This is a genomic window from Microbacterium sp. NPDC055312, assembly GCF_053645675.1.
The window spans coordinates 151672-175053 of record NZ_JBSHMU010000003.1; the positions used below are offsets into that span (position 1 = coordinate 151672).

Genomic DNA, 23382 nt, shown 5'->3' on the forward strand with positions numbered 1-23382 from the left:
CTCGCGCACCCTCCCCGCAGAACAGGAGCTTCTCCATGTCCGTGCCCCGAATCCTCGGCGGAACCGCCCTCGGTCTCGTCAGCGTCCTCGCGCTCGCCGGCTGCGCCGCCGGCCCGGCCGCCGAAGCCGAAGAGGCCATGCCCACCAGCGGCACCGTCACCATCGAGGACAACAACGGCACGCAGAAGATCTCCACCCCGCCGAAGTCGGTCGTCGCCACCGACAACCGCACCTTTCAGACGCTCAGCGACTGGGGCATCGAGCTCAGCGCCGGAGCCGTCGCCCTCATGCCCACGACCGTCGACTACAAGACCGACGACAGCATCATCGACCTGGGCAACCACAACGAGCCCGACCTCGAGTCGATCGTCGCCGTCGAGCCCGATCTGATCATCAACGGTCAGCGCTTCACCCAGCACCACGACAAGATCGCGAACCTCGTGCCCGACGCCACCATTCTCGAGCTCGATCCCCGCGAAGGCGAGCCGTTCGACGACGAGCTCAAGCGTCAGGTCACCGTGCTCGGTGAGGTGTTCGGCAAGCAGAAGGAGGCCAAGAAGCTCGTCGACGACTTCGACGCCGCCGTCGCCCGCGTGAAGGACGCCTACGACGCCGCCGACTCGGTCATGGCCGTCACCACGTCCGGTGGCGAGATCGGCTACATCGCCCCGACCGCAGGCCGCACGCTCGGCCCGATCTTCGACATCCTCGGCCTCACCCCCGCGCTCGAGATCGAGGGCGCCACCGACGACCACCAGGGAGACGACATCTCGGTCGAGGCGATCGCGAAGTCGAATCCCGACTGGATCCTCGTCATGGACCGCGACGCCGTGTTCGCCGACCGGGAGCCCGGCTACGTGCAGGCCGCCGAGATCCTCGAGAGCTCCGAGGCGCTGGCATCCGTCACGGCGGTCAAGGACGACCAGATCGTCTACATGCCCACCGACACGTACCTCAACGAGGGCATCCAGACGTACACGGCATTCCTCAACGACTTCGCCGACGCGCTCGAGAAGTCCGCGAAGTGACACCAGCGCGGTGGCATCCGCTCGATTCCGGATGCCACCGCGCACTCGCACCATGACACGCACTCCTCCTCTTTCTGAACCCGCCTCGGCTCGCGCCGGGCGCGGGAGCGCGGCGACCCGCGGGCGTCTCTTCGACGGCAGGCTGCTGATCGGCATCCTGGTCGTCGCGGCCCTGCTCGTCGCCTCGCTGTTCACCGGCGTCTACGACATCTCAGGCAGCCCCGACGGGGCCGCGATGTTCCAGATCACGCGCATCCCGCGCACCATCGCGCTCGTGCTGGCCGGAGCATCGATGGCCATGGCCGGACTCGTCATGCAGCTGCTCACGCAGAACCGCTTCGTCGAGCCGACCACGACCGGAACCACGGAATGGGCCGGGCTCGGCCTGCTCGCCGTCATGGTGCTCGTGCCCCAGCCCTCGCTGCCGCTGCGCATGGCCGGCGCGGTCGTCGCGGCGTTCATCGGCACGATGATCTTCTTCCTCTTCCTCAAGAGGGTCTCGCTGCGCTCGTCGCTCATCGTGCCGATCGTCGGCATCATGCTCGGCGCCGTCGTCGGCGCGGTGTCGACCTACCTGGCGCTGGCGACCAACACGCTGCAGAGCCTGGGCGTCTGGTTCGCCGGCAGCTTCACCTCGGTGCTGCGCGGCCAGTACGAGATGCTGTGGATCGTCGCCGTGGTCGGCGTCATCGTCTTCGTCGTCGCCGATCGACTCACCGTCGCCGGCCTCGGCGAGGAGGTCGCCACCAACGTCGGGCTCGACTACGACCGGATCATGCTGCTCGGCACGGCGCTCATCGCCGTCGTCACGGGTGTCGTCACCGTGGTCGTCGGCAACCTGCCGTTCCTGGGGCTGATCGTGCCGAACATCGTCTCGATGCTGCGCGGCGACGACCTGCGCAGCAACCTGCCCTGGGTGTGCCTGCTGGGCATCGGGATCGTCACGGTCTGCGACCTGATCGGCCGCACGATCGTGATGCCGTTCGAGGTGCCGGTCTCACTGATCCTCGGCATCGTCGGTGCCGTCGTGTTCGTGCTTCTCCTGCTCAGGCAGCGTCGCCGTGCTTAGGCGGGTGACGATGCACGAGCGGGCGGACGAGGTGCAGCCGGCGCCGGTGCGTGCCGCCGCGGGCTGGTTCGCGGATGCCCGTGCCCGGCGCCGCTATCTGATCGCCCTCACGATCCTGATCGTCCTCTCGAGCGGATTCGGCATCGGACTGCTCGCCTGGGACAACCCGATGCCGTTCGGCAGCGACGGATTCTGGCGCATCGCCGAGCTGCGCTTCACCAACGTGGTGGTGATGGTCATCGTCGCCGTGTGCCAGGCGGTGGCGACGGTGAGCTTCCAGACCATCGCGACGAATCGCATCGTCACGCCTTCGATCCTCGGATTCGAGTCGCTCTACCGGGCCGTGCAGACCTCGTCGGTCTACCTGTTCGGCATCGCCGGCCTCGTCGCGATGCAGGGCCTGCTGCAGTTCGGCATCCAGATCGCCGTCATGGTCGCTCTCGCGATGCTGCTCTACGGCTGGCTGCTCACCGGACGCTACGCCAACCTGCAGATCATGCTGCTGATCGGCATCGTGATCGGCGGGGGACTCGGCGCCGTCGCGACGTTCATGCAGCGTCTGCTCACCCCGAGTGAGTTCGACGTGCTCGCCGCGAGGCTCTTCGGCAACATCTCCAACGCCGACGCCTCATACCTTCCGCTGGCCGTGCCGCTGTGCGTCGTGGCATCCGCTCTGCTCTGGATGCGCGCCCGCCGGCTCAACGTGATGTCGCTGGGTGCCGACACCGCGAACGCGCTCGGGGTGAATCACCGGCGCGAGCTTATGATCACCCTCTTCCTCATCGCCGTGCTGATGGCCACGTCGACGGCGCTGGTGGGGCCGATGACCTTCCTCGGCTTCCTCGTGGCGACGCTGGCGTACCAGTTCGCCGGATCCGACGACCACCGCCTCGTGTTCCCGGTCGCCGTGCTCACCGCCTTCACGATCCTGTCGGGCGCGTACTTCGTGATGCGCAACGTCTTCTACGCGCAGGGCGTCGTCTCGATCATCATCGAGCTGGTCGGCGGGGTCGTGTTCCTGATCGTCATCCTCAAGAAGGGCCGCCTGTGATCACCATCGAGAAGGTTCGCCGCGAGTACGCGACCGACGTCGCGATCGGGCCGGTCGACCTCGTCATCCCCGAAGGGGGTATCACCGCCCTGATCGGGCCGAACGGTGCCGGCAAGTCGACGCTGCTGACGATGGTGGGGCGGTTGATGGGGATGGATGCCGGTTCCATCGCGATTGCGGGACTCGACGTCGCATCGACGAAGTCGGCCGATCTCGCGAAAGTCGTGTCGATCCTGCGGCAGGAGAACCACTTCGTCACCCGGCTGACCGTGCGCCAGCTGGTCGGCTTCGGGCGCTTCCCGCACTCGAAGGGACGGCTGAGCAGGGCCGATGAGGACATCATCAGTCGCGCGATCGACTTCCTCGACCTCGGTATGCTCGAGCACCGCTACCTCGACGAGCTCTCAGGCGGTCAGCGTCAGCGCGCGTACGTGGCGATGGTGCTCGCGCAGGACACCGATGTCGTGCTGCTCGATGAGCCGCTGAACAATCTAGACATGAAGCACGCGGTCACGATGATGGCGCAGCTGCGCCGCGCGGCCGACGAGCTGGGTCGCACGATCGTGATCGTGCTGCACGACATCAACTTCGCCGGGCACTACGCCGACCGCATCTGCGCGATGAAGGACGGCCGCGTCGTCGAGTTCGGCACCCCCGCCGAGATCATGACCGACGAGGTGCTCACCCGGGTGTTCGAGACGCCGGTGCAGGTGATCGACGGCCCGCACGGCCCGCTCGCCGTGTATTACTGACGCGCTCCCCGCGTGGTGTCCCGGGCAGATGTCGGCGAGAATCACGGATGTCGGTCCGAACCGCTTGTTTCCGCCGACATTCGTGCGGTCCGCCGACATCCGTGCCGCGGCACGCCGGCACCCCTTCCGGAGGGGCGCGGATGACGGCACAGTCGTCAGCGGTCGCGGTGATCCTCGGGGGCGAGGCGGGCGCCGCGGCGCGGCTCGCGTGAGCCGGATGCCCAGATCAGCCGGATGATGCGCTGCCGGTGCCCGCTCCACGGGGCGAGCAGCTCGAGCATCCCGTCGTCATCGGTGCGGTGACCGGTGAGCGCGAAGCCGACCTCGTGCGCCAGGTGGTAGTCGCCCACGCTCACGGCGTCGGGGTCGCCGAGGGCCCGGATGCGCGTCTCGGCGGAGGTCCACACGCCGACCCCGGGCAGGCTCGTCAGCACGCGATCCCGGTCTGCCCCGTCGACCGCGCCGAGCGTCGCGCGCTCGACGCTCGCGCCGCGGCGTGCAGCGGCGACGATCGTGCGCGACTGCGGCGGCTCGACGGCCGCGCGGTGCCACTGCCACGACGGGATGCCCCGCCACACCTCATGCGAGGGTGAGGCGAACATGGGCCGCGGAGTCGGGCCGGGTGCGCGTTCGCCGAAGCGGCTGACGAGATACCGCCAGGCGCCGAACGCCTGCATCCCCGTCACCTTCTGCTCGATGATCGCGCACACGAGAGCGTCGAAGACGCGGTCGGTGCGGGCCATCCGGATGCCCGGATGCCGCCGCGCCACGTCCTCGAGCTGCGGATGCCCGATGACGAAACCGTCATTATCGTCGTCGGCGCCGCACAGCCGCGGAACGGCGTCGATGGCCTCATCAGCACCCGGGCCCCAGGCCGAAGCGTGGATCCCGTCGGCGCCCTGACGAAGGCAGAGCGTGGCGATCCCGGCATCCGTCCGGAAGGCCATCCAGATCCGGCCGCCGTCGATGACCATCGTGGGATCGCCGCCGCCACGTCGCAGCATCCCGACCGTGCGGCCGAGATGGAGCGGATGCGGCGGACGATAGACGGACTCGCGCGCCGGTGCGGGCGCGGCGGCATCCGTCATCAGGGTCATGCAGGAACTCTACGTGCCGTCCCTGACATCTCCTCCGGGATGAGTCCCTCTGGCCGGCGACACCCCCATCTGCTGCCGACACCCCTGTCTGCGTACGTTCTTATCCGGGGGTGTCGGCGGCAAGTGGGGGTCTCGGCGAAAGGGTCGACGGCGGAAGAGGTGGGCTCAGAAGCGGTCGGGCGAGGGGGTGCCGTGGCCGTAGCGGATCGACACGTCTGCGTGACGGTCGAAGCGGTAGCCGACGCCGCGCACGGTGCGCACGATGTCTTCATGGCGGCCGAGCTTGGCGCGCAGGCGACGCACGTGCACGTCGATCGTGCGCTCGCCGGGGGCCTCCTCGTCGGACGACGCCTGCCACAGGGCCGAGACGAGCTCGCTGCGCTCGATCGTGCGGCCCTCGCGCAGCACCAGGTACTGCAGCAGCTCGAACTCCTTGTAGGTGAACGAGGCGGACTCGCCGTCGAGCAGCACGCGCTTGCGGGAGATGTCGACGACGACACCCGACTCCTCGTCCTTCTCCTCCTCGACAGCGGCGTTGGCGCGGGCGATCGCGCCGGGCTCGTGCAGTGCGAGGCGCACCACGTCGAGGTCGCGGCCGCCGGCCGACTGGGGGGCGAGGGCGACGGTGGCGTGCGTCTCGGCGGTCGGCGCGAGCTCGGCGAGCGTGCGGCGCAGCGCGTCGACCAGCACGGGAAGGCTGACACCGGCCGACGCCGCCTTGATCTCGTCGATGCCGACGTAGAGGGCGAAGCCGCGCGGCGAGCGGACGGAGGGGAGGTCGGCGGCGGCGTCAGCTGCTGAGATGGCGCGGACGGGAGCGGTGACGGGACGGTCGAGAAGAGCGGTGGTCGACATGATGATGGATCCTTGCGTGAGCCGAGGAACTCGGAGAGCGTTGCACGAATGACCGGTCGGAGCCGGTGGGGTGATGCGCGCGAAGGGTGGGCGCGCTCAGAGACTCGTCCTCAGATCGAGGAGAATTCAGCGAGTCAGGCTGGGTGGTTGCGCCTTAGCAACACATTCGGCAACACATGCCAACGCGACCGGGCATCATCATCCCGGCAGTCCCGTTCGCCTCCTGGGCGGACAGAGGGCTTGCGCTGGTGGTCATGGGGGTGATTATTTCCCACCGTGACCCGCCGTGTCAAAACGTGACGCTCCTGCGTGCGAAACACGACGTAACGTTGACGAGATGAGCTCACCCGCCGATGCCGCTGATTTCGTGTTCCGCGATGACCAGGATGCCGGGCGCTGGACCCTCACCCGCGACGGCGAGCTGCTGAGCGTGCTCGACTACCGCGATGACGGCACGACCGTCGCGATGACGCGCGCCTACACGATTCCCGCGCATCGCGGACACGGGTACGCTGCCCGTGTGGTGGCGGGTGCGGTCGCCGAGATCGAGGCTCGCGGCGACCGCCGCATCGACCCGGTGTGCTGGTACGTCGCCGACTGGTTCGACGCGCATCCCGACAGGCGGCATCTGCTGCGCCACCGCTGAGGCGATGCGGGGCAGTGCGCCGGAGCGCGGCACGCCTCGGACGCGATGTCGGAGGCCCCGCATACCGTGTGGATATGCGCATCCTGCACACCTCCGATTGGCACATCGGCCGCACGTTCCACGGGCACTCCACGCTCGCGGCGCTGGCCGAGGTGCTCGACGCGCTGGTCGCACAGGTGCGCGAGCACGCGGTCGACGTGGTGATCGTCGCGGGCGACGTGTTCGATTCCGCCACGCCCGCGGCATCCGCATACACGCTGCTCGATGACGCCCTGCTGGCGCTGCATGAGACGGGCGCCACCGTCGTGATGACGAGCGGCAACCACGACTCCGCCGCCCGCCTGGGCTTCCACTCCCGCCTGCTGCGCGACGGCATCCACGTGCTCACCGATCCACTCGCGATCTCGACGCCCGTCACCGTGCACGATGAGCACGGCCCGGTGCACTTCTTCGGCATCCCGTACCTCGAGCCCGCCATCGTCCGCCAGCATTGGAACGACGACGAGCGCCCGCTGCGCACGCAGGCTCAGGTGATGCAGCACGCCATGGATCTGGTGCGCGAGGGCATGTCGGCTCACACCGGCCGGTCGGTCGCGATCGCGCACTGCTTCGCAGCCGGGGTCGACCCGACGGCGGGGCTCGAGCGCGAGGTCCGCCAGGGCGGGCTCGACATGGTGTCGCTGGCCGGCTTCGACGGGCCCGACTACGTGGCACTGGGGCACATCCACGGCCGGCAGCAGCTGAGCGACCGGGTGCGCTATTCGGGCGCACCCCTGCACTACAGCTTCGGCGAGCAGCACAAGCAGCGCGGATCGTGGCTGGTCGACCTCGACGCGGCCGGCCTCGCGGCGGTCACCTGGCTCGATCTTCCGATCCCGCGCGGTCTCGTGACGCTCACCGGCGCCCTCGACGAGATCCTCAGCGACGAGAACGCGACCCGTCACCACGACGACTGGGTGTGCGCGGTCTACACCGATGCCGTGCCGCAGCACGAGCCGATGCGTCGGCTGCGCGAACGGTTCCCGTTCTGCGCGCTCGTGCAGCACCAGCCCGAGGGGGTGGATGCCGCGGACGAGCGCTCGTACACGCAGCGGCTGCGGGGCGCCGTCAGCGACGCCGACCGCATCGAGGCGTTCCTGGAACACGTGCGCGCGGGCCAGGGTGCGACCGAGCGCGAGTCCGAGCTGATCCGTGAGGTGCTCGACGACCGGGTGCGCGCCGAGGCGCTCGTCTGATGCAGCTGCACCGCCTCGAGATCGAAGGGTTCGGGCCGTTCCGCGAGCGGCAGAGCATAGACTTCGACGCCTTCGCAGACGACGGCATCTTCCTCATCGCCGGGCGCACCGGCGCGGGCAAGTCGAGCATCCTCGATGCCGTGTGCTTCGGTCTGTACGGTGGAGTGCCGCGTTACGAGAAGGGCGGCGAGAAGCGCCTGCGCAGCGACCACTGCGAGCCCGACGACATCACCGAGGTGGTCGTCGAGTTCAGCACGGTCGCCGGCCGGTATCGCGTGACGCGCTCGCCGGAGTACCAGCGCCCGGCCAAGCGCGGTGGCGGGCTCACCAAGCAGCCGGCGGCGGTCTCGCTGGACGAGCTCACCGATGCCGGGTGGGTGGGGGTCGCGGCCCGTGCCGTCGACGTCGCGAACGAGATGGACGAGATCCTCCAGCTCAGCCAGGAGCAGTTCCTGCAGGTCATCCTGCTCGCCCAGAACCGGTTTGCCGACTTCCTGCTCGCCGACAGTCGCGAGCGTCAGGCGCTGCTGCGCCGCCTGTTCGGCACCGAGCGGTTCGCCGACTATCAGGCCCGTTTCGACGAGCGCCGCCGCGAGGCCGAGCAGGCGCTGGGCGGCAGCAGGGCGACGGTCGACGCGCGCCTCGACGAAGCCGAGCGGATCATCGGCGACGCCGAGCTGTGGGGCGACGACGCCGACGACGTTCCGGATACGACGGACGCCCGGATCGAACGCCTTCGCCGCGCGATGGCCCGCGCCGACTACCGCGTCGAGCGGCTCGGCACCGAGCGGGCTGCCGCGGAGAAAGCGCTCGCGTCGGCCGACGGCGCGCTCACCGTGCTCAGGGAGCAGCGTCAGGCGCAGTCCGACCGCGACCGCGCGCGCTCGGCGCTCGCCGCGTTGGATGCGCAGGCCGGCCAGATCGCGGATGCCACGACCCGACGCGACCGCGCCCGCGCGGCCGACGCGCTGCGCACCCTCATCGCCGCCGCGGCCCGGGCATCCGCCGCCCGCGCCGTCGCCGCGCAGGTAGAGGCGGGCGCCGTCATCGCCTGCGCCGGCCTCGTTCGCGCGGATGCGACGACGTCGAGCGCCCATCCCGACAGCACAGCTCCCGACAGCACGGCTTCCGACGGCACGGCTTCCGACGGCACGGCTCCCGACCGCTCGCGCGCTGCCGTCTACCGCGACCTGGCGTCCGAGCGCACGCGCGAGAGCGGTGCCTGGCAGCAGGCCGCCGAACTCGAAGCCGGCGCAGCGTTACGCGCCACCGAGCTCCAGGCGGCACAGACCGCAGTGCGCACGGCATCCGACGCGCTCGCCGCCCTCGACGCCGAGCGTGAGGCGCTCCCCGCGCGAATCGACGAGCTGACCGCCGAACGCGACCTCGCACGTCGCGACGGCGACCGGCTCGACAGCGCCGCGCAGGGCGTTGCGCTCGCCGAGAAGCAGCACGCGGGTGCCCTGGATGCCGAGCGCCTGACTGCGGCGGTGGTCGCAGCGGCCTCCGCCGAGTCCGACGCATCCGATGCGCACACCCGTGCCCAGGCTGAGCTCGCACACCTGCGGCGACGCCGTCTCGACGGGTACGCCGGCGAACTCGCGACCGCTCTCGTCGAAGGCGAGCCCTGTGCCGTGTGCGGCTCGACCGCGCATCCGGCGCCGGCCGCGCACGCCGACCCGGTGTCGGCCGACGACATCGACGCCGCCGAGGTCGCACGCGACGCGACCGCGGCCGCCGAGCGCGCCGCATCGCGCACCCTCGCCGAACGCACCGCCGAACTCGCCGCCGCCGTCGAGCGCTCCGGCGGTCTCAGCGCCGACGACGCGAGTGAACGTCTCACCCAGGCCGTCGCCACCCGCGATGCCGCCGACACCGCTGCCGCTCGTGCGCGGCAGCTCACCGCCAGGCTCGACGAGCTGCGGCTCGGCCTCGCCGACCTCGAGCAGCGCCGAGCGGCGGCATCCGAGGCACTCGCCACCAGCCGCACCGACCTGTCCCTGATCGAGCAGCGCAACGCCGACGCAGACGCAACCGTGGCGCGGGCGCGGGGCGAGCACGACACGGTCGCCGACCGGCTCGCGGCGGCGCGAGAGCAGATCGCCCTCGCCACCGCTGCGGCCGAGGCGATCGAGGCGCACGCCGAGGCCGCCGGGCGAGACCGCGCGGCTAGCACCGAGCTCACCGAGGCGCTCGATGCCTCTGTCTTCGACGACGTCGCCGATGCCGAGCAGGCCATGCTCAGCCCGACCGAGCTCTCAGCTCTCGACGATCGCATCACGGCGTACGCGGTCGACGTGAAGAAAGAGCGCGCGCTGCTGCTCGACCTCGAGATGCGCATGCTTCCCGACGAGCCGATCGACCTCGCGCCCGCCGAGCAGGCCGCGCAGCATGCTCGCGATGCCTGGCAGAGTGCCGTCGACGCCCACAGCCGCGCGCGCAGCGTGCAGCAGAGCCTCACAGCGACCGTCGACTCCGCCGCGCGCGCCCACGAGGCGTCGGCGGAGCAGGCCGCCGAGTTCGAGGTGATCCGGGGCCTCGCCGATGCGCTCGCCGGCCGGTCGGGGAACACGCACAAGATGAACCTCGAGACGTTCGTGCTAGCCGCCGAGCTCGAAGAGATCGTCGCCGCAGCCAACCTGCGCCTGCACGACATGTCCGATGGCCGCTACCAGCTGCGCCACTCCGACGCGCTCGCGGCGCGCGGCGCGGCCTCCGGCCTCGGCATCGTCGTGTTCGACGCGTTCACCGGGCAGACCAGACCCGCCAAGTCCCTCTCCGGCGGCGAGACGTTCCTGTCGTCGCTCGCGCTGGCCCTGGGGCTGGCCGAGGTCGTCACGGCGCGAGCCGGAGGCATCCGGCTCGACACCCTCTTCATCGACGAGGGATTCGGCTCACTCGACGCCGACACGCTCGAGACGGCGATGCGCACCCTCGACGAGCTGCGCCAGGGCGGGCGCACGGTCGGGGTCATCAGTCACGTCGAGGCGATGCAGGAGCAGATCCCCGCCCAGCTGAGCGTGCGCACGGTTCCCGACGGGCACAGCGTCATCGACGCGCCGCGTCGCGCGGGCTGATCAGACCGGGTACTCGGTGCGCATGTGCTCCCAGAGCTGCGCGCTGCACGCCGCGACGACGTCGTCCCACACCTGCGTCGCGCCGTCCTGAGCACGGTCCGAGACCACGCGCATCACCCGGATCGGCACACCGAACTGCTGCGCCACCCAGACGAACGAGAACGTCTCCATGTCGACCAGCACGCCGCCGAGGCCGCGGATCCGGTCCACCGCATCGGCGTCGTCGACGAAGATGTCGCCCGTCGCGATCGTGACCCCGTCGCGACCGGTCTCTACCCGCGACGGCAGCGACACGTGCTGCCCGATCACGCCGTCGAGATCCTGCACGTCGTGCTGGATCGCCGCGCTCACGTCGTAGATCCCCGACTCGACCGAGTCGTCCACCGCGCCCGCGGTGCCGACCACGACGATCTCGTCGTACCGCTGGGCATCGAGCGCCCGGGTCAGCCCGTACGCGGCCATGAGCTTGCCGGGGCCGGTCACCAGTCGGTCGAAGCCGGGCAGCTCGGCGGGGAAGGCCTGAAGTTCGGATGCCAGGGCGGCGACGAGAAGTCTCACGTCTCCATCCTCTCAGCTGGGGGAGACTGGTACCGACGAAGGAGGCACCATGAGCATGCAGCAGCGGATCATCGAGGACCTGGGCGTGAAGCCCGAGATCGACCCGGCGGCCGAGAACGAGAAGAGGATCGGCTTTCTCGTCGACTACCTGCGCGCCACCGGTGCGAGCGGGTTCGTGCTCGGCATCTCGGGCGGACAGGACTCCACGCTCGCCGGTCGCCTTGCGCAGCTCGCGGTCGAGCGGGTGCGCGCCGACGGCGGCGAGGCGACGTTCGTCGCGGTGCGCCTGCCGTTCCGGGTGCAGGCGGATGCCGCCGACGCGAAGGCCGCGATCGACTTCGTCGGCGCCGACCGGTCGGCGACCATCAACATCCAGCACGGCGTCGAGGGTCTCGAGCGGGATCTCGAGGAGGGCCTGGGCGAGAGCATCACCGACTTCAACCGCGGCAACATCAAGGCGCGTCTGCGCATGGTGGTGCAGTACGCGCTCGGCGGTCACGACCGGCTGCTCGTGATCGGCACCGACCACGCCGCCGAGGCGGTGACCGGCTTCTACACGAAGTTCGGCGACGGGGCGGCCGACCTGCTGCCGCTGTCCGGGCTCACCAAGCGGCAGGGCCGGGCGATGCTCAAGCAGCTCGGCGCGCCCAGGCACCTGTACATGAAGGTGCCCACGGCCGACCTGCTCGACGGCATGCCGGGTCGCCCCGACGAAGACGAGCTCGGCCTCACCTACGAGCAGATCGACGACTACCTCGAGGGTCGGCAGGTCGAGCCCGCTGTCGCGGCGATCATCGAGCAGAAGTACCTGGCATCCCGTCACAAGAGGCATCTGCCGGTCACACCCGCCGACGGGTGGTGGCGCTGACGCGCGCACCCCACCCGCGCCGGGTGATGTCCGAGCCTGCGGATAGTGTCGAGAGCAGGCAAGGGAGAGGGGCATCGTGCGGGTCATCGCAGCGGAGAACCGGGTCGTCTGGAGTGCCAGCGACCTGAAGCTGGCGGCGGAGTGCGAGTTCGCGTGGGCGCGCGCGCTCGACGCGAAGCTCGGCCGCGTCCCCGCGGTGGAAGAGCCCGAAGACGCCACGCTCGAACGCGCCGCTCGTCTCGGTGACCGCCACGAAGAGAAGGTCCTCGAGCGATACCTCGGCGAGCTGGGGGAGTCGGTCGACGGCGGCCCCGGCGTGGTGGTGCTGCCGAAGGTCTCGTCGGCGGATGCCGGTGAGCTGGCGGCCACGGTCGACGCGACCGAACGCGCGCTGCGCTCGGACGCGTCGCTGGTCTTCCAGGCCGCGTTCTCGACTCCGGAGTTCGTCGGCTTCGCGGATTTCATCGCCCGCGACAAGCCGCTGCCGGGGGAGAGCGGGGGCCGTTGGCGGGTGCAGGACTCGAAGCTCGCCCGCACCGCGCGGGCGACCGCGCTCATGCAGCTCGGAGCATATGTCGATCAGCTCGACCGGCTCGGCATCCCTCGTTCCGACGAGGTCGATCTGATCCTCGGCGACGGCTCGATCAGCACGCACCGGGTCGACGACCTGCTGCCGCTGTTCCACGTGCGTCGTGCGCGCCTGCGCAGCCTGATCGCCGACCGCCGTGTCGCCGACGGCGCCACGGGCGCACCGCTGGCGTGGGGCGATGATCGCGGCGACCTGCAGATCACCGCGTGCGGGCGCTGCACGACGTGCGACGAGCAGGTGACCGCGCACCGCGACCTGCTGATGGTCGCCCGCATGCGCCCGGTGCAGCGACAGCGGCTTCGCGCGGCGGGCATCCACTCGGTCGACGATCTCGCCGGCGCCGCGGATGCACCCCACGGCATGAACGCCGACACCTTCACCGCGCTGCGCGCGCAGGCCCGACTGCAGGCCGGAGCGCCGACCGAACCGGGCGCCGTTCCGCCGTTCGAGCTCGTGTCGGCGAACGCCATCGGCCTGATGCCGCGACCCAGCCGGGGTGATCTGTTCTTCGACTTCGAGGGCGATCCGCTCTACACCGAGGCCACCGCGCCCGGTGAGAGCCCGCGGTGGGGCATCGACTATCTGTTCGGGTGGACCGACAACGCCGAGCAGTACTCGGCGCTGTGGGCGCACACCTTCGCCGACGAGAAGACGGCGCTGCTCGACTTCCTCGAGTTCGTGAAGCTGCGGCGGCAGACGCATCCCGACATGCACATCTACCACTACGCGCCGTACGAGACCTCGCACCTCGCGGCGATGGCGGCGCGGCACGGGGCCGGTGAGGCCGATGTCGACCGGCTGCTGCGTGAGGGCGTCTTCGTCGACCTGTACCCGATCGTGCTGCGCTCGGTGCGCATCGGGTCGCGCTCGTACTCGATCAAGAAGCTCGAGCCGCTGTACATGGGCGACGAGGTGCGCACGAGCGAGGTGCAGAAGGGCGACGACTCGATCGTGCAGTACGTGCAGGCGCGCGAGCTGCGCGCGTCAGGTCGCGATGCCGAGGCGCAGGCGATCCTCGATGACCTCGCCGACTACAACCGCTACGACTGCGTGTCGACCAGGCGACTGCGCGATTGGCTGATCGGGCTCGCGCGCGAGGCCGGAGTGGTTCCCGCCCCGCCGGACGACCCCGAGACCCGCGCGTACGAGCCGTCGCCGCTGTCGCTCGCACTGCAGACCGAGGCCGCCCGCGCCGGCGATGAGGCGTCCGCGACGTCGTACCGGGTCGCCGCCGCGGCGATCGACTACCACCCGCGTGAGGCGAAGAGCTTCTGGCAGGGGCACTTCCAGCGACTGCGCGAGCCGGTGTCGATCTGGGAGTCGACCCGCGACGTGCTGCGCGTCGATCAGGCCGCCAGCCGCGTCGACGCCGACTGGGCGGTCGACGAGGGGCGACGTGCCCAGACCCGGCTCGTGCGACTGCGCGGCGAGGTCGCACCGGGCAGCACGCTGAACGTCGGCGGCCGCCCGTTCGCGCTGTACGGAGTGCCGACACCCTTCGACGTGCCCGCGCCCTCGCGTGTCATCCACGTGCCGCACGAGGTCGAGATCATCGAGGTGCTCGATGACGGCTACGTGGTGCGCGAGCGCACCGTGCAGGGTCAGGTGTGGGACGAGCTGCCCGTCGCGCTCGCACCGGCCGCGCCGCCGAACGTCCTCTCCCAGCAGGGCGCCATCGAGGAGTGGGCGGCGTCGCTGCATCATGCCGCGCCGGTGTTCCCGAATGACGCCGCCACCGACATCCTGCGCCGCATCCCGCCGCGCACCGTCTCCGGTTCCCCGCTGCCGTCGGTGGAGCGTGCGGGCGACGTCGTCGACGCGATCGTCCGCGGGATCCTCGACCTCGACGACAGCTATCTCGCCGTGCAGGGCCCACCCGGCACCGGCAAGACGTACACCGGATCGCATGTGATCGCGCGCCTCGTGCGCGAGCACGGCTTCCGCATCGGGGTCGTTGCGCAGTCGCACGCCATCGTCGAGAACCTTCTCGAGCGCGTCGTGGCGGACGGGGTTCCGGCAGCGCAGGTCGCGAAGGCGCCGAAGGATCCGGATGCTGCCGAACCGGCGTTCACGGTCATCCGCAAGGACGGCATGGCGGCCTTCCTCGCCGAGCACGCCCACCACGGAGCGGTCGTCGGCGGCACGGCATGGGACTTCAGCAACACCCGGCGGGTCGACCGCAAGGGTCTCGATCTGCTGGTGATCGACGAAGCAGGGCAGTTCTCACTCGCCTCCACCATCGCGGTCGCCTCAGGCGCGAAGCGCCTTCTGCTGCTCGGCGATCCGCAGCAGCTGCCGCAGGTCAGCCAGGGCACGCATCCCGAGCCTGTCGACACGTCCGCGCTCGGCTGGGTGATGGACGGCTCGTCGGTGATCGACCCGCGGTACGGCTACTTCCTCGCCGAGTCGTGGCGCATGCATCCCGCGGTCGCCGCGCCCGTCTCGCGCCTGTCGTACGCGAGCCGGCTGGCGTCGGCGGCGGGTGCGGAGCGTCGCCTGGTCGACGGCGTCGACCCGGGCCTGCACGTCGTGCCCGTCCGGCATCGCGGCAATGCCACCCAGTCGACCGAGGAGGCCGCAGAGGTGGTGCGCATCGTGCGCGAGCTCATCGGCCGCACCTACGTCGACGGCATGTGCGACGACCCGCCGCGCCCGCTCGAGCAGAGTGACATCATCGTCGTCGCTCCGTACAACGCGCAGAAGCAGCTCATCCACGACGAACTGTCGGCGGCGGGATACGGCGCTGTCGCGGTCGGCACGGTCGACAACTTCCAGGGCAAAGAGGCGGTCGTCTCGATCACGTCGCTCGCTGCATCCAGCGGGCGCGACGCCCCGCGCGGACCGGAGTTCCTGCTGCTGCAGAACCGGCTCAACGTCGCCATCTCACGCGCGAAGAGCGTCGCCTACCTCGTGCACTCGCCCGCCCTGCTCGACGACCTGCCGTGGACTCCCGAGGGCGTCGCACGGCTGAGTGCCTTCGCCCACCTGGTGGGCGCGGATCGCGAATGAGAAACCACGTCGCGCTCAAGAAACCCGCACACCACCGGTTTCCCTTGCTGGATGTGGTTTCTCAGCGGGGCGATGGGCCGGGCGGCGATCAGACCGTGCCGTAGAGGCGGTCTCCGGCGTCACCGAGTCCGGGCACGATGTAGCCCTTCTCGTTCAGACGCTCATCCAGCGCGCCGAGCACGAGGGTCACGTCGGCATCGCCGACCATCTTCTCGATCGCGGCGACGCCCTCGGGCGTGCCGAGCAGGCAGATCGCCGTGACGTTCTTCGCGCCGCGGTCGAAGAGGAACTGAATGGCCGCGGCCAGCGAGCCGCCCGTGGCGAGCATCGGATCGATGGCGAAGCACTGCCGGTCGCTGAGGTCGTCGGGCAGACGCTCGGCGTAGGTGGTCGGCTCGAACGTCTCCTCGTCGCGGAGCATGCCGAGGAATCCGACCTCGGCGGTGGGGATCAGCTTGACCAGGCCTTCGAGCATCCCGAGACCGGCACGCAGGATCGGCACGACGATCGGACGCGGCTCGGCGATCTTCACGCCCGTCGTCGTCGTGACAGGGGTCTTCACCTCGATCGGCTCGACCTTCACGTCGCGGGTCGCCTCGTAGGCGAGCAGCGTCACCAGCTCCTCTGTGAGCTGACGGAAGACCGGCGACGAGGTCCTCTCATCCCGCAGCACCGTGAGCTTGTGAGTGATGAGCGGGTGATCGGCCACATGAACGCGCATAGGTACAGATTACTTGGCGACCGTCCGCGCACCAGCACGGGCCGCCAGATCGCGGCCTCCGCCTCGCGGCGGACGGATGACGGATGCCGCAGACGCGCCTCAGCGCCGCGACTCGAAGAACGCGTGCAGTTGAGCCGTCGCCTCGGCGGCCCGGATGCCACCGATCACCTCCGCGCGGTACGGCAGGCGCCGATCGCGCAGCACGTCGTACATCGAACCGGCGGCGCCGGCCTTCTCGTCCCAGGCGCCGAACACGACACGGCCGATGCGCGCCTGCAGGATCGCGCCCGCGCACATCACGCACGGCTCGAGGGTCACCACGAGGGTGTGGCCCTCGAGGTTCCAGCGACCGTGCGCCTCGGCCGCTGCGCGCAGCGCGAGCACCTCGGCATGGGCCGTCGGGTCGTGCGTCTGCTCGCGGAGGTTGCGTCCCTCGCCGACGACGGCGCCGCGGGCATCCAGCACCACGGCCCCGACCGGGACGTCGCCGGCCGCACCCGCCTCCGCGGCGAGTTCGAGAGCGCGACGCATCGCGGTGTCGTCCGAACCGATCATGTCAGCCGGGATCAGTCCGACGACGGGAAGACGAACGCGTCGGTCGAGGGCTCGGGGTCGAGCGACGGGCGGTACACGTCGGGTTCGAGATAGATCACGCGCGCGGCGGGAACGGCATCCCGGATCCTGCTCTCGATCTCGTCGATGTCGGCCGCAGCCTCGCGCACGGTCTTGTCGGAGGTGAGAGCCACCTTCGCGGCGACCATCAGCTCGTCGGGGCCGAGATAGAGGGTCTTGATGTGGATCAGCTTCTCGACGTCGGGGCCCCCGACGATGGCGTCGACGATGCGGTCGTGATCCGCGCGGTTCGCTCCCTCTCCGACCAGCAGGCTCTTCGTCTCGATCGCCAGGACGACCGCGATCAGGATCAGCAGCAGGCCGATCATCAGCGTGCCCAGCGCGTCGTACAGCGGGTCGCCGGTGATGAGGGTCAGCCCCACGCCGAAGAGCGCGAAGGTCAGGCCGATGAGTGCGCCGGTGTCCTCCAGCAGCACCACCGGCAGCTCGGGCGCCTTCGACCGGCGGATGAACGAGATCCACGACTGGCCGGGCTCGCGCACCGCGTTGCTCTCGCGTACGGCAGTGCGAAGCGACATCGACTCGAGCACGATCGCGATCAGCAGCACGGCGAGCGGCAGCCACCACCAGGTCTGGTCGATCTCGTGCGGGTCGACGATCTTCTGCACGCCCTCGTACACCGCGAACAGGCCACCGAGCGAGAACAGGATGATCGACACGACGAAGGCCGACACGTACCGTTCGCGGCCGTACCCGAACGGGTGCGCGCGGTCGGCATCGCGGGTGGCCCTGCGATTGCCGAGCATCAGCAGCAGCTGGTTGCCCGAGTCGGCGACCGAGTGGATCGCCTCGGCGAGCATCGATGCCGAGCCCGACAGCGCCCACGCGACGAACTTCGCCAGCGCGATGCCCAGGTTGGCCAGGAGAGCCGCGATGATCGCCTTGGTGCCGCCGGATGCGCTCATGGCCCGAGTCTACGACGACGGCGTGCGCGGGTCGCGAGGGCACGACACGCCGCCGGGTGCGCTCGTAGGATGGCGGCATGACCGATTCCCTCCCCGCACTCGCGTTCCTCGGAGCAGGCTCGATGGGAGGTGCGATCCTGCAGGGCGTCGTCGCGTCCGGCGTCCGGGTCGACGGCGGGATCGTCGCGACCAACCGCACGCGCGAGAAGGCGGATGCCCTGGCATCCCTGCCCGGCGTGACCAGCATCGCCCTCGAAGAGAACCCCGCCGGCAACACCGAGGCGGCGGCAGCGGCGCGGATCATCCTGGTCGGCGTGAAACCGGCGATGGTTCCCGATCTGCTGCGCGAGATCGCCCCCGCGCTGCGCGACGATGCGATCGTCGTGAGCCTCGCCGCCGGCGTCACCCTCGCGACCTTCACCGAGGCGCTCGGCGAGACGGCGCACACGGTGCGGTCGATGCCGAACACCCCGGCGACGGTCGGCCGGGCCGTGACCGGCATCGCCGCGGGGCCCGCGGCGACAGACGACGACATGGCGCTCGTGCGTGCGCTGTTCGAGAAGGTCGGTGCGGTCATCGAGGTGCCCGAGTCGCAGATCGACGCGCTGTCGACCGTCTCCGGCTCCGGCCCCGCCTACGTCTTCCTGCTGATCGAGAAGCTGGCCGAGGCTGCGCGCGGGATGGGATTCTCGGATGTCGACGCCCGGCTCATGTCCGAGCAGACCTTCATCGGCGCGGCCGCTCTGCTGGCGGCATCCGGCGAGGACCCGGCCGAGCTGCGCCGGCGCGTGACCAGCCCGAAGGGCACCACCGAGCGGGCAGTGGCCGTGCTGCAGGACGCCCGCCTCGACGACGTCTTCGCAGAGGCGACCGCCGCCGCGCTGGCGCGCGCGAAGGAGCTCGCCGCCGGCGCCTGAGCCTGTCCCCTTGGGTCCCTGAGCCTGCTCTCCTTGGGTACCTGACCCTGCTCTCCTGGGTCCCTGAGCCTGTCCCCTTGGGCCCCTGAGCCTGCTCTCCTGGGTCCCTGAGCCTGCTCTCCTGGGTCCCTGAGCCTGCTCTCCTGGGTCCCTGAGCCTGCTCTCCTGGGTCCCTGAGCCTGTCGAAGGGTCACGCTGCTTCGACAGGCTCAGCAACCCACTCGCCGCTACCGGTCGAGGCCCGCGAACCGCTCGATGTCGACGCTGGTGCCCGACACGATGATGAGGTCGTGGTTGGTCACCACGGTGTTCGCCTCGGCGTAGCGGAACGGCTTGCCTGGGCTCTTCACGCCGACGACGGTGACGTTGTACTTGGTGCGCACGCCCGATTCGTTCAGCCCCACGCCGCGGATGAACTTCGGCGGGTACATCTTCGCGAGCACGAAGTCGTCGTCGAAGCGGATGAAGTCGAGCATCCGTCCGCTGACCAGGTGCGCGACGCGCTCGCCGGCCTCGCGCTCGGGGTAGATGACGTGGTTCGCGCCGACGCGGGCGAGGATCTTGCCGTGCGACTGCGAGACGGCCTTCGCCCAGATCTGCGGCACCTTCAGGTCGACGAGGTTCGCGGTGATCAGCACGGATGCCTCGATGAGCGACCCGACGGCGACGACCGCGACCTGGAAGTCCTGCGCGCCGATCTGCCGCAGAGCGTCGATGTTGCGCGCATCCGCCTGCACGGTGTGCGTGACCCGCTCCGACCACTTCTGCACCAGGGCGAGGTCGCCGTCGATCGCGAGCACCTCGCGGTCGAGGCGGTCGAGCTCCCCGGCGCAGGCGGCGCCGAAGCGGCCGAGTCCGATCACGAGCACCGGGGCGTCGCCCCGCACCATCTCAACCAACGATCGGCCTTTCGACGGGCAGCGAGTAGAGCTGCGAGCGGGACGTCGCGGCGACCGCCGCGGCGAGTGTCACTGTACCAACGCGTCCCATGAAGATCGTCGCGGCGAGGACGTAGCTGGCCGAGTCCGGAAGCTGGGCGGTGAGACCCGACGAGAGGCCGACGGTGCCGAACGCGGAGATCACGTCGAAGAGCACGTCGATGATGTCGGCCTTGGTGATCTGGGCGATGATCACCGTCGAGAGGGCGACGACGGTCGCGCCCCAGGCGACGACCGACAGGGCGACGCGCTGCACGTCCGACGGGATGCGGCGGCCGAACACCTCGACCGACGGCCGGCCCTTCGCCTCGGACCACACCGCGATGGCGAGGACGGCGAGGGTGGTCACCTTGATGCCGCCGGCGGTGGATGCCGAGCCCCCGCCGACGAACATGAGCATGCACGCCACGAGCATCGACGACCCGTTCAGGTCGGACATCTCGATGACGTTGAACCCGCCCGAGCGCGTCATCGCCGACAGGAAGAGGGCGTTCATGGTCGTCTCGCCGGCATCCATCGATCCGAACGTGGCCGGGTTGTCGAACTCGAGCAGCAGGAACGCCGCGGCCCCGAGAACGAAGAGCAGCCCGGTGGTGATGAGCGTGAGCTTGGAATGCAGCGACCAGCGCTTCACATGCCACACGTGCTTGGCGAGCGTGTAGATCACCGGGAAGCCGATGCTGCCCAGGAACATGCTGATCATGAGGATGGTCAGCACGAGGTAGTCGTCGGCGAAGATGGTGACGCCGCCGGCGTTGGGTGTGAAGCCCGTGTTGGTGAACGACATGGCCGCGTAGTACGGCGCCTCCCACAGGGCGGCGAACGGGTCGATGCCCGCCCACACGAGCGCGGGGTAGAGCAGAATCGCGACGCTGAGCTCGATCACGAGTGTCGACAGCGCCACCGTGGTGAGCAGCTGGCCGACCTCGCCGAGCCGCACGGTCTGACTCTCGTTCACCGGACCGCCGTGCGCGCGCATGGGGTTGGTGTCTCCGGCCGCGAGCAGCTTGGCACGCAGTCCGAGGCGCTTCGAGATCACCATGCCCATCACCGACGCCAGGGTCAGCACGCCCATGCCGCCGATGTTCACGCCGATGAACAGCAGCACGTTGCCGAACGGCGACCAGTGGCTGGCCATGTCGACCGTCGAGAGCCCCGTGACGCAGATCGTCGACATCGCCGTGAAGAGCGCATCGCTCAGCGGTGTGATCGTGCCGTCGGCCGACGAGAGCGGCAGCGACAGCAGAACGGTGAAGAGCAGGATCAGCGACGCGAAGATGATGATCGCGAAGCGCGACGGCGATGAGGTCACCAGGTGCTTCGCCCGCCGGCCGAAGCCGCGTAGCGTGTCCTGCGGGGACGATGCCGACACGATGCCCGACATCGCTCCCCTCTCCGCCGGCGCCGTTCGCCGAGCCTTCGTCATGGTACTCCCGTGCGGTGCCTACTACCCTGAGGGCATGACCGACATCTTCGACGTGATCGCGGACGGCACCAGGCGAGACATCCTCCGGCTGCTGCTGAGCGAATCCGCCGAGGGCGACGGCGGCACGAGCGTGACGCAGATCGTGAGTGGTCTGGGCATCAGCCAGCCGACCGTGTCGAAGCACCTCAAGGTGCTGCGGGAAGCGAACCTGGTGACGGTGCGCGAAGAGGGCCAGCGCCGCTTCTACAGTCTGTCGGTCGGTCCGCTCGAAGAGGTCGACGACTGGCTCGTGCCGTTCCTGATCGATGCCTACGGCGACCAGGCGCCGCTCGTCGACATCCCGTTCGCGCCCCTGCCGGCCAAGACCGCGCACGCGGCAGAGGTCGTCGGCCGGGCCGCAGCCTCGGCGAAGCACGTCGTCACCTCGGCGCTCAAGAAGCTCGGCACCTGACGAAGCGCGGCACCTGGCCGCGAGTCACATCCGTCCCACGTGTTTACAGCCGTCGCAGCAACCCCATATGCTGTGCTTTATCAGAAAGGGGTGCTGGGGATGCCCGACGTTCACGACGTTCGATTCCTGACGGTGGCCGAGGTCGCCGAGATCATGCGTGTGTCCAAGATGACCGTGTACCGGCTCGTGCACGCGGGCGAGCTGCCGGCTATCCGCTTCGGGCGCAGCTACCGCGTACCCGAATCCGCGGTCGCCGATGCCCTGCGCACCCCCGACGCCGACGTCGGCTGACGGTCGGTTCGGGCGGGGTGCGACCGTTTGCTAGAATCGTCCGAGGCATTTTTTCCCTGCCCGTACCCGGGTGTCGTTTCCTGGCACCCAACCCCTGACTTAGTGAGGTTTCCGTGGGTTCAGTCATCAAGAAGCGCCGCAAGCGCATGGCGAAGAAGAAGCACCGCAAGCTGCTTCGCAAGACTCGCCACCAGCGCCGCAACAAGAAGTAAGCGGCACGACACCGAGCGCCCCTCTTGGCTCCTGAGCCTGTCGCAGGGGCGCTTCGTGTCTGCGCCGACAGAAGGAGAACCGTGAAGACGATCACCGTCGAGCAGCTCGCCCAGCGTGAGGGCGTGCCGCTCATCGACGTGCGCGAGCGCGATGAGTTCGACGCGGGGCACGTGCCCGGCGCGATCAATCTGCCCATGTCGGAGCTGGGCGGGCGCCTGGACGAGCTGCCCGGCGAGCCGTTCGACGTGATCTGCGAGCTGGGCGGACGCTCGGCGCGGGTGGTCGAGGCGCTGTCGGACCGCGGTCACGACGCGACGAACATCGAGGGCGGCACCGCCGCCTGGGTGGCCCAGGGGCGCCCGGTCGCGCAGTGACCACGCTCACGATCATCGGCAAACCCGACTGCCACCTGTGCGACGTCGCGAGCGAGGTGGTCGACGCCGTCGTCGCCGAGATGCCGGATGCTGCCGCCGAGCAGCTCGAGATCGTCGAGCGCTCCATCGTCGACGATCCCGCGCTCTACGAGCGCTGGTGGGAGAAGATCCCGGTCGTGCTGATCGACGGTGAACTGCACGCGCACTGGCGCGTCTCGCCGGATCGGCTTCGCCACGCACTCGAGGAGGCCATGAAGTGATCCGTCACGTCGTCAGCTGGAAGCTGGCCGCGGAGGATGCCGCCGTGCGCGCCGAACAGGCTGCCGAGGTCGCTCGTCGCCTGAACGCGCTCATGGGCGTTGTCCCCGAGCTGCGCGCGGTGTCGGCCGGCGCCAACGTCGCGCATTCCGATGTCAACTGGGATGTCACGCTGGTCGCCGATGTCGACTCCCTCGACGCGCTCGAGGCGTACCAGGTGCATCCGGCCCACAAAGAGGCCGGCGCGTACATCAAGTCGGTCGTCGCGTCCCGGGTCGCCGTCGACTTCGAGATCTGAGCGCACCGACAGTGCAACGCAAATGTGATCGCGCGACGTGCCGTCCTTCACCGCAGGGTCTCGGGTCGCGTGCCAAGATGAGTTCAACCCGCACCCGGGCGCAAGCCCCTGTCACGAAGGAGT

Annotated in this window: 24 protein-coding genes; 16 read left to right on the forward strand and 8 right to left on the reverse strand. The window is 69.8% G+C overall.

The annotated features are described in order from the left end of the window. Window positions 1–35 precede the first annotated feature (35 nt). The 4 genes from ACWIDW_RS09330 to ACWIDW_RS09345 are packed head-to-tail and all read left to right on the forward strand — an operon-like array spanning window position 36 to window position 3900. Window positions 36–1028, forward strand: coding sequence for a siderophore ABC transporter substrate-binding protein (locus ACWIDW_RS09330; protein ID WP_454124735.1), 993 nt, complete (start codon window positions 36–38; stop codon window positions 1026–1028). Between the two features lie 52 nt (window positions 1029–1080). After that, window positions 1081–2097 carry an ABC transporter permease gene (locus tag ACWIDW_RS09335; RefSeq protein WP_454124737.1) on the forward strand — a complete coding sequence of 339 codons (1017 nt, stop codon included), beginning with the start codon at window positions 1081–1083 and terminating at the stop codon, window positions 2095–2097. Window positions 2098–2107: 10 nt separating this feature from the next. Further along, window positions 2108–3148 carry an iron chelate uptake ABC transporter family permease subunit gene (locus ACWIDW_RS09340; protein WP_454124739.1) on the forward strand — a complete coding sequence of 347 codons (1041 nt, stop codon included), beginning with the start codon at window positions 2108–2110 and terminating at the stop codon, window positions 3146–3148. Then, window positions 3145–3900, forward strand: a complete 756-nt coding sequence (locus ACWIDW_RS09345; protein WP_454124740.1) for an iron ABC transporter ATP-binding protein — start codon at window positions 3145–3147, stop codon at window positions 3898–3900. The genes ACWIDW_RS09340 and ACWIDW_RS09345 overlap by 4 nt, the downstream gene beginning before the upstream one ends. A gap of 155 nt (window positions 3901–4055) precedes the next feature. Here ACWIDW_RS09345 and ACWIDW_RS09350 read toward each other — a convergent pair whose 3' ends face one another. Next, window positions 4056–4997 (reverse strand): DNA-3-methyladenine glycosylase family protein, encoded by a 942-nt coding sequence (locus tag ACWIDW_RS09350; RefSeq protein WP_454124742.1) that lies wholly within the window; start codon window positions 4995–4997, stop codon window positions 4056–4058. 165 nt (window positions 4998–5162) lie between these two features. Further along, window positions 5163–5852, reverse strand: a complete 690-nt coding sequence (locus ACWIDW_RS09355) for a winged helix-turn-helix domain-containing protein (RefSeq protein ID WP_454124744.1) — start codon at window positions 5850–5852, stop codon at window positions 5163–5165. Window positions 5853–6189: 337 nt separating this feature from the next. Here ACWIDW_RS09355 and ACWIDW_RS09360 point away from each other — a divergent pair, with 337 nt between their 5' ends. The 3 genes from ACWIDW_RS09360 (at window position 6190) to ACWIDW_RS09370 (ending at window position 10810) form a co-directional block, all read left to right on the forward strand. After that, window positions 6190–6498 carry a GNAT family N-acetyltransferase gene (locus ACWIDW_RS09360; protein WP_454124746.1) on the forward strand — a complete coding sequence of 103 codons (309 nt, stop codon included), beginning with the start codon at window positions 6190–6192 and terminating at the stop codon, window positions 6496–6498. Window positions 6499–6572: 74 nt separating this feature from the next. Further along, window positions 6573–7733, forward strand: coding sequence for an exonuclease SbcCD subunit D (locus tag ACWIDW_RS09365; protein WP_454124748.1), 1161 nt, complete (start codon window positions 6573–6575; stop codon window positions 7731–7733). Next, complete coding sequence (locus tag ACWIDW_RS09370) at window positions 7733–10810, forward strand: AAA family ATPase (protein WP_454124750.1); 3078 nt, start codon at window positions 7733–7735, stop codon at window positions 10808–10810. The genes ACWIDW_RS09365 and ACWIDW_RS09370 overlap by 1 nt, the downstream gene beginning before the upstream one ends. Here ACWIDW_RS09370 and ACWIDW_RS09375 read toward each other — a convergent pair whose 3' ends face one another. After that, window positions 10811–11368: a phosphorylase family protein gene (locus ACWIDW_RS09375; RefSeq protein ID WP_454124751.1), complete on the reverse strand. Its 558-nt coding sequence runs from the start codon at window positions 11366–11368 to the stop codon at window positions 10811–10813. A 49-nt stretch (window positions 11369–11417) separates the two neighbouring features. Between ACWIDW_RS09375 and nadE the strand changes: the two genes are divergently transcribed. Together nadE and ACWIDW_RS09385 are read left to right on the forward strand one after the other, a co-directional pair. Beyond that, window positions 11418–12236: an ammonia-dependent NAD(+) synthetase gene (nadE, locus tag ACWIDW_RS09380; RefSeq protein ID WP_454124753.1), complete on the forward strand. Its 819-nt coding sequence runs from the start codon at window positions 11418–11420 to the stop codon at window positions 12234–12236. Window positions 12237–12312: 76 nt separating this feature from the next. Beyond that, complete coding sequence (locus ACWIDW_RS09385; protein WP_454124755.1) at window positions 12313–15834, forward strand: TM0106 family RecB-like putative nuclease; 3522 nt, start codon at window positions 12313–12315, stop codon at window positions 15832–15834. 88 nt (window positions 15835–15922) lie between these two features. Here ACWIDW_RS09385 and upp read toward each other — a convergent pair whose 3' ends face one another. From upp to ACWIDW_RS09400, 3 genes are all read right to left on the reverse strand, one after another. Next, the gene (upp, locus tag ACWIDW_RS09390; protein WP_454124757.1) at window positions 15923–16555 is read right to left on the reverse strand and encodes a uracil phosphoribosyltransferase; all 633 of its coding nucleotides are present in this window, start codon (window positions 16553–16555) and stop codon (window positions 15923–15925) included. 99 nt (window positions 16556–16654) lie between these two features. Further along, window positions 16655–17110, reverse strand: a complete 456-nt coding sequence (gene tadA / locus ACWIDW_RS09395; RefSeq protein ID WP_454124759.1) for a tRNA adenosine(34) deaminase TadA — start codon at window positions 17108–17110, stop codon at window positions 16655–16657. A gap of 11 nt (window positions 17111–17121) precedes the next feature. Beyond that, on the reverse strand, window positions 17122–18093 hold the full coding sequence (locus ACWIDW_RS09400; RefSeq protein WP_454124761.1) for a cation diffusion facilitator family transporter: 972 nt from the start codon (window positions 18091–18093) through the stop codon (window positions 17122–17124). Between the two features lie 77 nt (window positions 18094–18170). On the opposite strand from ACWIDW_RS09400, the gene proC reads away from it, so the two are divergent. Then, entirely contained in the window at window positions 18171–19010 is an 840-nt protein-coding gene (gene proC, locus ACWIDW_RS09405) for a pyrroline-5-carboxylate reductase (protein ID WP_454124763.1), read from the forward strand. A gap of 227 nt (window positions 19011–19237) precedes the next feature. On the opposite strand, the gene ACWIDW_RS09410 is transcribed toward proC, so the two are convergent. Together ACWIDW_RS09410 and ACWIDW_RS09415 are read right to left on the reverse strand one after the other, a co-directional pair. Continuing rightward, complete coding sequence (locus ACWIDW_RS09410; protein ID WP_396654444.1) at window positions 19238–19900, reverse strand: potassium channel family protein; 663 nt, start codon at window positions 19898–19900, stop codon at window positions 19238–19240. Window position 19901: 1 nt separating this feature from the next. Then, window positions 19902–21332, reverse strand: coding sequence for a TrkH family potassium uptake protein (locus tag ACWIDW_RS09415; RefSeq protein ID WP_454124765.1), 1431 nt, complete (start codon window positions 21330–21332; stop codon window positions 19902–19904). 76 nt (window positions 21333–21408) lie between these two features. Here ACWIDW_RS09415 and ACWIDW_RS09420 point away from each other — a divergent pair, with 76 nt between their 5' ends. From ACWIDW_RS09420 to ACWIDW_RS09445, 6 genes are all read left to right on the forward strand, one after another. Continuing rightward, on the forward strand, window positions 21409–21825 hold the full coding sequence (locus ACWIDW_RS09420) for an ArsR/SmtB family transcription factor (protein ID WP_454124767.1): 417 nt from the start codon (window positions 21409–21411) through the stop codon (window positions 21823–21825). Window positions 21826–21924: 99 nt separating this feature from the next. Beyond that, window positions 21925–22116 carry a helix-turn-helix domain-containing protein gene (locus ACWIDW_RS09425; protein WP_313356687.1) on the forward strand — a complete coding sequence of 64 codons (192 nt, stop codon included), beginning with the start codon at window positions 21925–21927 and terminating at the stop codon, window positions 22114–22116. Between the two features lie 113 nt (window positions 22117–22229). Beyond that, on the forward strand, window positions 22230–22328 hold the full coding sequence (locus tag ACWIDW_RS09430) for a 30S ribosomal protein bS22 (RefSeq protein WP_003792170.1): 99 nt from the start codon (window positions 22230–22232) through the stop codon (window positions 22326–22328). Window positions 22329–22409: 81 nt separating this feature from the next. After that, window positions 22410–22703: a rhodanese-like domain-containing protein gene (locus ACWIDW_RS09435; RefSeq protein WP_454124769.1), complete on the forward strand. Its 294-nt coding sequence runs from the start codon at window positions 22410–22412 to the stop codon at window positions 22701–22703. Then, entirely contained in the window at window positions 22700–22963 is a 264-nt protein-coding gene (locus ACWIDW_RS09440; protein ID WP_454124771.1) for a glutaredoxin family protein, read from the forward strand. Before ACWIDW_RS09435 ends, ACWIDW_RS09440 begins: the two co-directional genes overlap by 4 nt. Beyond that, window positions 22960–23259 carry a Dabb family protein gene (locus ACWIDW_RS09445; protein ID WP_454124772.1) on the forward strand — a complete coding sequence of 100 codons (300 nt, stop codon included), beginning with the start codon at window positions 22960–22962 and terminating at the stop codon, window positions 23257–23259. The genes ACWIDW_RS09440 and ACWIDW_RS09445 overlap by 4 nt, the downstream gene beginning before the upstream one ends. Window positions 23260–23382 lie beyond the last annotated feature (123 nt).